At 63.5% G+C, this 7,289-nt stretch carries 7 protein-coding genes; all 7 read right to left on the bottom strand.

Annotated features, from left to right (window positions below; genetic code table 11):
* Positions 1-701: 701 nt before the first annotated feature.
* A complete protein-coding gene (locus tag IEX32_RS19915) occupies positions 702-1,805 on the bottom strand; it encodes a ThuA domain-containing protein (RefSeq protein WP_188773280.1) in 1,104 nt (367 codons plus the stop codon).
* The gene (locus tag IEX32_RS19910; protein WP_268236776.1) at positions 1,802-2,398 is read right to left on the bottom strand and encodes a TetR/AcrR family transcriptional regulator; all 597 of its coding nucleotides are present in this window, start codon (positions 2,396-2,398) and stop codon (positions 1,802-1,804) included. The genes IEX32_RS19915 and IEX32_RS19910 overlap by 4 nt, the downstream gene beginning before the upstream one ends.
* 98 nt (positions 2,399-2,496) lie before the next feature.
* Positions 2,497-4,182 (bottom strand): GMC oxidoreductase, encoded by a 1,686-nt coding sequence (locus IEX32_RS19905; RefSeq protein WP_188773279.1) that lies wholly within the window; start codon positions 4,180-4,182, stop codon positions 2,497-2,499.
* Between the two features lie 19 nt (positions 4,183-4,201).
* Positions 4,202-4,819, bottom strand: a complete 618-nt coding sequence (locus tag IEX32_RS19900; RefSeq protein WP_188773278.1) for a gluconate 2-dehydrogenase subunit 3 family protein — start codon at positions 4,817-4,819, stop codon at positions 4,202-4,204.
* Positions 4,819-5,679 carry a sugar phosphate isomerase/epimerase family protein gene (locus IEX32_RS19895; protein WP_188773277.1) on the bottom strand — a complete coding sequence of 287 codons (861 nt, stop codon included), beginning with the start codon at positions 5,677-5,679 and terminating at the stop codon, positions 4,819-4,821. Before IEX32_RS19895 ends, IEX32_RS19900 begins: the two co-directional genes overlap by 1 nt.
* Entirely contained in the window at positions 5,676-6,980 is a 1,305-nt protein-coding gene (locus IEX32_RS19890; RefSeq protein WP_188773276.1) for an MFS transporter, read from the bottom strand. Before IEX32_RS19890 ends, IEX32_RS19895 begins: the two co-directional genes overlap by 4 nt.
* Positions 6,981-7,003: 23 nt before the next feature.
* On the bottom strand, positions 7,004-7,289 hold a 286-nt coding region (locus tag IEX32_RS19885; RefSeq protein ID WP_229736523.1), incomplete at its 5' end, for a sugar phosphate isomerase/epimerase family protein.

Below are 7,289 nucleotides of genomic sequence, written 5' to 3'. Positions count from 1 at the left end.
TGCATGCTGCGACGCCTGGAACTGGCTCATCGCACAACCAGACCAAATCACTTCAATCGGTTCACGCCATTGGGCACAGGTCAATCAATGAAGCCGTGCGTATAACTCGTCTCCGTCGGGAGGGGGATGCAATCGATCCCCTTCCACGTCACTGCTTTTCGCCGGCGGTTAACCGCAACAACCCCAAGCCGTTCCAATGGACTGCCGACCCCAACGAAATCATCGCCTTCGCCTCCATGCAGAAGATCGCGCCAGCCCAGCCCAGTGCGATCTCTGCCCTGCATATTACGAGGCAAGCGTGCCCAGCCTCAGGCGAACATGTGGTCTAGCAGGATGCGGAAAAATCCCCTTGTCATGCGAACTGACAAACTGACCCCCGCATTGCCTCAAGCAAAAATGTTACCTGTAGGATTGCGGCCCCGATGGGGCCGCAGGCCATCCGAGGCCATCTCGAGATCGAGGGCGCCAGCCTGACGGGTTCTCTCTCGTCGCTGGATGGCAACCGGCTGCGCTTTGACCTGAGGTCGAAAAGCCGATGAAGATCACGCTCAAGTACGACATTAAGGTATCCGGTGATACGCTTGCCGGCAAGTGCAAGATGGGCATGTTCGGGTCGGCGAAGGTGACCGGCGAACGCGTGCGCGGATAGGCGGCAGACGGCCCGGCATCGCCAGCGATGCCGGTCCGTCGTTCAGGCGCGGTTACTGCTTGCAGTCGTTCTTTCGGTTTGAGGCCCAGCGGATGGCGCTCTCCAGAAGCGCCACGTGGTGCGGCTCGCTGTAGGTTTCGGGCATGTGGCCGATGGCTGAATAGAACGTGCGCCCCTTGCCGTAGCAGTTGGTCCACGCAATCGGGTGGTCACCCATACTGAGATCGCCCTGCATCCCCTTTGGCGAATAGCTGCTCTCGTCCAACGTGAGCACGACTTTCGCGCCGGCCGCGCGCGGGTTGGTGGAGAACGAGTACCATTCGTCCTTCATTCTCCACTCAGTGGGCAGGGACTTCGCGACTGGGTGGTCCTTGTTCACTTGGACCCGCGCATTCTGGAACTGCGGGTTCATGATATGTCCCTTGAAGCGCGCGCCGATCAGGCCGTCGATATACCAGTCCCAGAAATAGACCGGATCGCCGGCCGCCCCATGCACCGCGACGAAACCGCCGCCGCGCTTGAGGAAGTCCTGCAGGGCGCGGCGCTGGGTGAGCGTCAGCACGTCGCCGCTGACATTGTTCCAGATGATGGCGTCGAACTTGCGCAAGGTCTTCTCGTTGATCGCCCCGCCCTTCTCGGTGGAGACGATCGCCCAGCCATTACGCTTTGCCATGACCGTCAAGGCTTCGCGCGCCGCATCCACCGAAGGCCCGTCGCGAAAGCCGGTGATCTTCTCGAACACGAGAAGGCGCGGCTTGCCCTTTGGCATGTCAAAGTTCGGCACATCGTTGTCGTAGCGCGCGCAGCGAGCCTCTTTATCGGCCTCGGTTACCGGCAGGGCGCGCAGCTCTGCATCGATGACGGGCAGTTTGTCCGCCGGAATGCCTGTCATCATGCCCGCCATCTCGACCGAGAGGATCGCGGCGAAGGTGGGTGGCGTCGCGCTCGCGAAGCGCGGGGGTATCTTCGCCACGCGCCCGGGCGCGGCCTGCTCCAAGACAGCGCGGGCGGCGGGGCTGAGCAGCACGTCGATCAGCGGGGACTTGACTGAAAAGGGCTCGTCCCTGAGCGGACAGTCGACAGTCGCCGCAACGGCGGGCTGGTATGCGAGGATGGTCGCGCCCGTGGCGAGAAAGCTCAATAACGTCTTCTTCATGCGGAAATTCCTTCGTGATCGCCGGGCGCTTCGGTCCAGTAGACAATACGCAGCACTGCTGTTGCGAGTTTTTCGATGTATCGGCCGATCTCCTCATCGCACAGCTTGCGAACCATGGATTCGGTGCTCAGCCACCCGGTAACGCCATGCACCACAAGCTCGGCGACGAATGGCCAGTCCGCGTCCGCGAGTTCCGGCCCCGCCGCCTTTGATAGGTTGCGCACGAGCAGACTGCGGAAACGATGCGTTCCCGCCTCCACCCAGAACGCCGCGAGTTCGGGAAAGTTCTTGCCCCCTTGTTCCACCAGGCGCCCGAAGCGTTGCACGTCTTCCACTCCGAACATGCGGGCAAGCGTGTGCGCGTGATGCCGCACGCGGCCGGCCAGATCATCCGGCATGAGGTGGTCGGGCTGGCTCGCGTTTCGCGACCATAGCTCTATCCGGTGTTCTATCACCCTTCGAAACAGCGCTTCCTTTCCCGGGAACCGGGCATAGACCGTGCCCTTGGAGACGCGCGCCTGCCCTGCCACAGCCTCGATCGTCGCTCCTTCAAACCCGCGATCGAGGAAGACTTCCAGAGCGACGTCGAGAATGGCGCCATCGATCTGGGCTGCGCGGTTGGCCGTGGGCCGGCCGCGCGAAGGCCCCGCGCGCTGCGCCGGGGCAGGCCCGGACCCGGGCGGTCATGACCCTAGACCTTGCCCTCCTTGAGGAACTCTACCGCATGGTGCGCCGCGCGCGCGGAGAGCGCCATGTAAGTGAGCGAGGGGTTCTGGCAACCGCTCGACGCCATCGCCGAACCGTCGGTGATGAACAGGTTAGGCACGTCGTGCGCCTGGTTGTACTTGTTGAGAACCGAAGCCTTCGGGTCCTTACCCATCCGTGCGGTGCCCATCTCGTGAATGCCCAGCCCCGGTTCGCCAGGTTCCTCGGCGGCCGCCATGACCATTCCGCCCGCCGCTTCGACCATCGCCTTGCCGTCCGCGATGATCTGCTTCGCCATCTTGCGATCGTTCTCGCCATGCGTGCAACTGATGTGGACGGTCGGGATGCCCCACTGATCGGTGTCGCCGGCATTGAGAGTGACGCGGTTCTCGGGATTGGGCAGCATTTCGCCAAAGCCCGAGACGACGATCATCCAGGGCCCTAACTTGCGGACGCGCTGCTTCAGCTCGGCGCCGATGCCCGGCATCGCCAGGGCTGCGCTGCGCCAGCCGACCCGTGTCGCCGAGCCCTGAAATCCATAGCCGCGCAGGAATTCGCCAGGTTCGGTGACGTTGCGGAAGCGTGGTATGTAGACGCCAGTCGGGCGTCGCCCGTGGTAGTATGTGTTCGGACCTTTTAACAGGATGCCGGCCACGGACAACCCATAGAGGTGGTCGATCAGATTGCGCCCGACCATGTCGGAGCTGTTGGCCAGGCCATTCGGGAAAGCCTCCGACCTGGAATTGAGCAGGATTTGCGCCGTGCCGATGGTGGAAGCGCAGCCGAAGATGACCTTGGCCTCGTAGGTGCGGCCTTCCTTCGTATTGGCGTCGATCACTCGAACGCCGGTCGCCTTGCCGGTCGTCGGATCGTGTGCGATCGAATGGACGATGGCGTCCGTCACGATCGTCAGGTTCCCGGTCCGCTCGGCGGCGGGAAGGGATGAACTGAGACTCGAGTGATATGCGCCGTAGCTGCAGCCCCGCTCGCAGAGAGAGCGGTTCTGGCAGCTCGTGCGTCCCAGTTCCTCATGGTGCGGCTGCGCCTTGCTGAGATTGGCCACGCGGCCCGGGATTACCTTGCGTCCCGGGAACGTCTCCTCGACCGCCTGCTTGAGCAGAAGCTCGCCGTCGTTCAGCGCGAAAGGTGGCAGGAACTCTCCGTCGGGAAGCTGGGCCAGCCCCTCTTTCGAGCCGGCGACGCCGATGAATTTCTCCACCTGATCGTACCAGGGCGCAAGTTCCTCGTAGCGGATCGGCCAGTCGGTGCCGTAGCCGTCCTTGGCGTTGGCTTCGAAATCCATCGGCGAAAGTCGGTATGATTGCCGGCCCCACATGAGCGAACGACCGCCCAAGTGGTAGCCGCGGATCCAAGCGAAGGACTTGTCCTCAGGCGTTGTATAGGGATGCTCGCTGTCCTTCACCCAGTAATGCTTTGTCGCGCTGTTCACGGCGTAGCACTTGCTCTGGATCGGGTAGTCCTGTTTCAGTTCGTCTTGCGGAATAAGGCCGGCGTTGGGCAGGTCCCAGGGCTGCATCCAGTCGGTGTAGGAAGCGCCGTGCTCCAGTTTGCGCCCGCGCTCGATGACGAGCGTCTTGAGGCCGCGTTCGCACAGCTCCTTGGCGGCCATACCGCCGCTCATGCCTGAGCCGATTACTATGGCGTCGAACATCGTGATACTCTCCTTCGGCTCAGTACATGCTGCCGGCGGCGGGCCGCGTCTCGGGGGTGACGGGAATGGACGGCTTCCATTCCCCCGGCGTGTGTTCGTAGGTCAATTCCTGGGTCAGAGCGGGCTCGGAGAGGTAATAGAGCATGACGACAAGCTCCTTGATCCTTCCATAGCCCGGGTTCGTGTAGTTCGGGAAGCCCATGAGCGTAGCCACGCCGCCCTTGGTGTCTGCCGGCAACACTTTGAGCGATGCCGCGTCGTGAGGGGCGAGCAGATCATGCCTGGTTTTGGCGTCGAGCAGGGCAAAGGACTTGCCATTTGCCCTGCTAGCCAGCGTGTCGATCTCGGTCAGCGCGGCGGCGACCTGACTGCGGGTCTGGGCAGAAGCCCAGTCCTTGAGCATCGCGTCGAACTTTGTAGGAACGTCGGCCTCCAGCGCGCCGACAGTGTCGGTCTTCGGCACGATCGTATCGGCAACGGCACTCAAAACCGTGAAACGCTGGGCGTCAAGATGACGGTTGCCGGCGGCCGATTCGGCCAGCGCCGGCAATGAGAAACCTCCGGTCGCGGTGACGCCGGCGACAAGCAGCATTCGCTCGATCAGCGAGCGACGGGTAAGATTGAGAGGATCGGCCATCACGGGTACTCCTTCAGGCATGAGCTGATGAATTCGAAGCCTTTCGAACAGACTTCTTCCGGCGAGTTGAAGAAATCGCGCCAGACACGCGTGGCGGCGGCGAGCTCGGGCACGCCGCGGCCGAATGCCTCGATCGTCAGCCAGCCGTCGTAGCCGAGGCGGTGCAGGGCGGCGATGGTCTCGCGGATCGGGGCGTGGCCCTGTCCCGGCGTGCCGCGGTCGTTCTCGGCGATATGGACATGTGCCAGCCAGCCCGAGGCGTGGAGATCGACCAGCGCGGCGACCGGGTCCTTCTCCTCGATATTGGCGTGGAAGGTGTCGTAGAGCACGCCGAAGCCTTCGGTATCGAGACGGTCGGCATAGGCGATCACCTGCTCGCAGGTATTGAGCAGGTGGGCCTCGAAGCGATTGAGAGGTTCGAGTGCGCAGGCGAGCCCGGCGGCCTTGGCCAGGGGCACGATCTCACGGTGGATTTCGGCGCAGCGTTCCAGTTCCGCTTCGCTGGGACGTTCACCGCTGAACACGCCAAGCGGCTGGAACCACGGGCCGGCAAGGACCGTCGCGCCGAGCGCTTGCGAGCAGTCTATGACCCGCTTGAGATGGTCGGCAGCGGCCCGGCGACAGGCAGGATCGGCCGAAATCGGGCTGCTCGCTTCGTCTGGGATGATCGCGACGACCGTGCGTTCGAGCCCGATATCGTCGAGGATGCCGCCCAGCCGCCGATAATGCGACGGATCGGAGATGTCGAACACCGGCACTTCGACGCCGTCGAAGCCTGTGCGTTTTAACGCCTCGAACACCGGCACGTGCTCTTCGGTCACGTGCCCGGTCCAGAGCAGCATGTTCATGCCGATCTTCATGCTGTCTGTACCTCCCTTTTGCGGCGGCGTTCGATAAGCGCGAGAGCGCCGAATATGACGAACAGCGCCACCGGGATTACGGCAATCGCCTGGAACGATTGCTCGGCGGCATAGGCGAGGACGTCCTGAAGCTGCGGCCCCGGTTGCAATGCTGCGAAGGCTTCGCTGCCGCCGGCCTTGGCCAGCTTCGCCTGGTCATAGATCTTTCCGATCTGCGGCAGAACCAGATAGATCGCCATGGCGCCCGCGAAGCCGAGCAGCCCGATCCCCCAGGCGCCGCTGCGCGGATAGCGCCGGGCGGCGGCGGCGAGCATCGTCGGCCACATGAAGCACACGCCGAAGGCCCAGAGCGTTGCGGCAACGAGCGCGGTCGCCGGCGAATTGGCGAGGCTCAGCGCATAGAGTCCAATTCCGGCGGGAACGGTGCAGAACCACAGCATGCCGATATCGGAAAAGCGCTTCTCCAGGGCACCGGCGAAGTGGCGCATCACGAACATGATTGCCGAGACATAGACCAGCACGAGAATACCGGGCATTCCGGTGGTCTGTGTCAGCGCGATGTCCACCCACGAGCCAGGCGCGAGTTCGGTCGAGGCGGTCAGGAACATGATTGCCGGAAATATCCAGAAGCCCGGATGCTTGAACGGCTCCGCTATCATCTCGCCGAAAGGCACGCCGAGCGACGTACTCTCGGTATGCGGAAATTCCTGCGTCAGCGCCCATGCTCCGAAGATCAGGGCAGGGATGGGGATCAACGCGATCAGCACTTCCCAGGAAAGCTCGAGCTGCTGGAAGACGAGCACGCTCAGCAGGCCGCCGGCGACGATGCCGGCCGGCCACCAGGCATGCAGCACGTTGAGCCGGTGCGTCTTGTCCTCCGGGTAGAGTGCGGCGGTCATCGGATTGACCGAGGCCTCCATCGCCCCCCAGCCGAAACCCGAGACGACCATGCCTGCCATCAGCGTGGCATAGACAGCGTCGATGCCTCCCATGTGCGGCGCCGCCAGGATCAGCAGCGGGCCGGCGATGAAGCAGGCGGAGCAGAACAGCACGACTCGCTTGGTGCCAAGCGTGTCGAGCAGCGGGCTCAGCACGATCAGCGAGAGCGCGAAGCCAAGGAAGGAATTGCCAAGCGCGGCGGCAATCATCTCGCCCGAATGGAGCGGTACGGCCGGATCGAGCAGTGCCGCCTTGATCGCGCCCGATGCCCCGGTGCGGATCGAGAAGGACAATGCTGCCGTGAACAAGGCAAGCACGCAGATCCAGAATATCGCCCGGGGATTGATCCTGTTTTCCGGCATGTCCTCTATTCCCCCTTGCAGTCTCAACCGCGGTTCAGCCCGAGCACGTCGCGCAGGAACGCGCGGTCCGTTGCGATCCCGGCAAAATCGTCGAAGGCCTTGTCGGCCTTGCGGATCATGTGGCGCGCGATGAAAGGCGCGCCCTCGGCGGCGCCCTGCTCGGGGTGCTTGAGCGCGCATTCCCATTCGAGCACCGCCCAGCCCGCATAGCCGTACTGCGTCAGCTTCGAGAAGATGGCGGTGAAATCGACCTGCCCGTCGCCCAGCGAGCGGAAGCGGCCGGGCCGCTCGACCCAGCCCTGATAGCCG

It is taken from the genome of Novosphingobium endophyticum, from assembly GCF_014640675.1.
Taxonomy (GTDB): domain Bacteria; phylum Pseudomonadota; class Alphaproteobacteria; order Sphingomonadales; family Sphingomonadaceae; genus Novosphingobium; species Novosphingobium endophyticum.
The sequence above is the reverse complement of the archived record's forward strand: the minus strand, read 5'-3'. Positions and strand labels throughout refer to the sequence as shown.

Coding starts and splice junctions, on each gene's coding strand:
- IEX32_RS19915 (WP_188773280.1), bottom strand. CDS start 1,805: ATGAAGAAGACGTTATTGAGCTTTCTCGCCACGGGCGCGACCATCCTC.
- IEX32_RS19905 (WP_188773279.1), bottom strand. CDS start 4,182: ATGTTCGACGCCATAGTAATCGGCTCAGGCATGAGCGGCGGTATGGCC.
- IEX32_RS19900 (WP_188773278.1), bottom strand. CDS start 4,819: ATGGCCGATCCTCTCAATCTTACCCGTCGCTCGCTGATCGAGCGAATG.
- IEX32_RS19895 (WP_188773277.1), bottom strand. CDS start 5,679: ATGAAGATCGGCATGAACATGCTGCTCTGGACCGGGCACGTGACCGAA.
- IEX32_RS19890 (WP_188773276.1), bottom strand. CDS start 6,980: ATGCCGGAAAACAGGATCAATCCCCGGGCGATATTCTGGATCTGCGTG.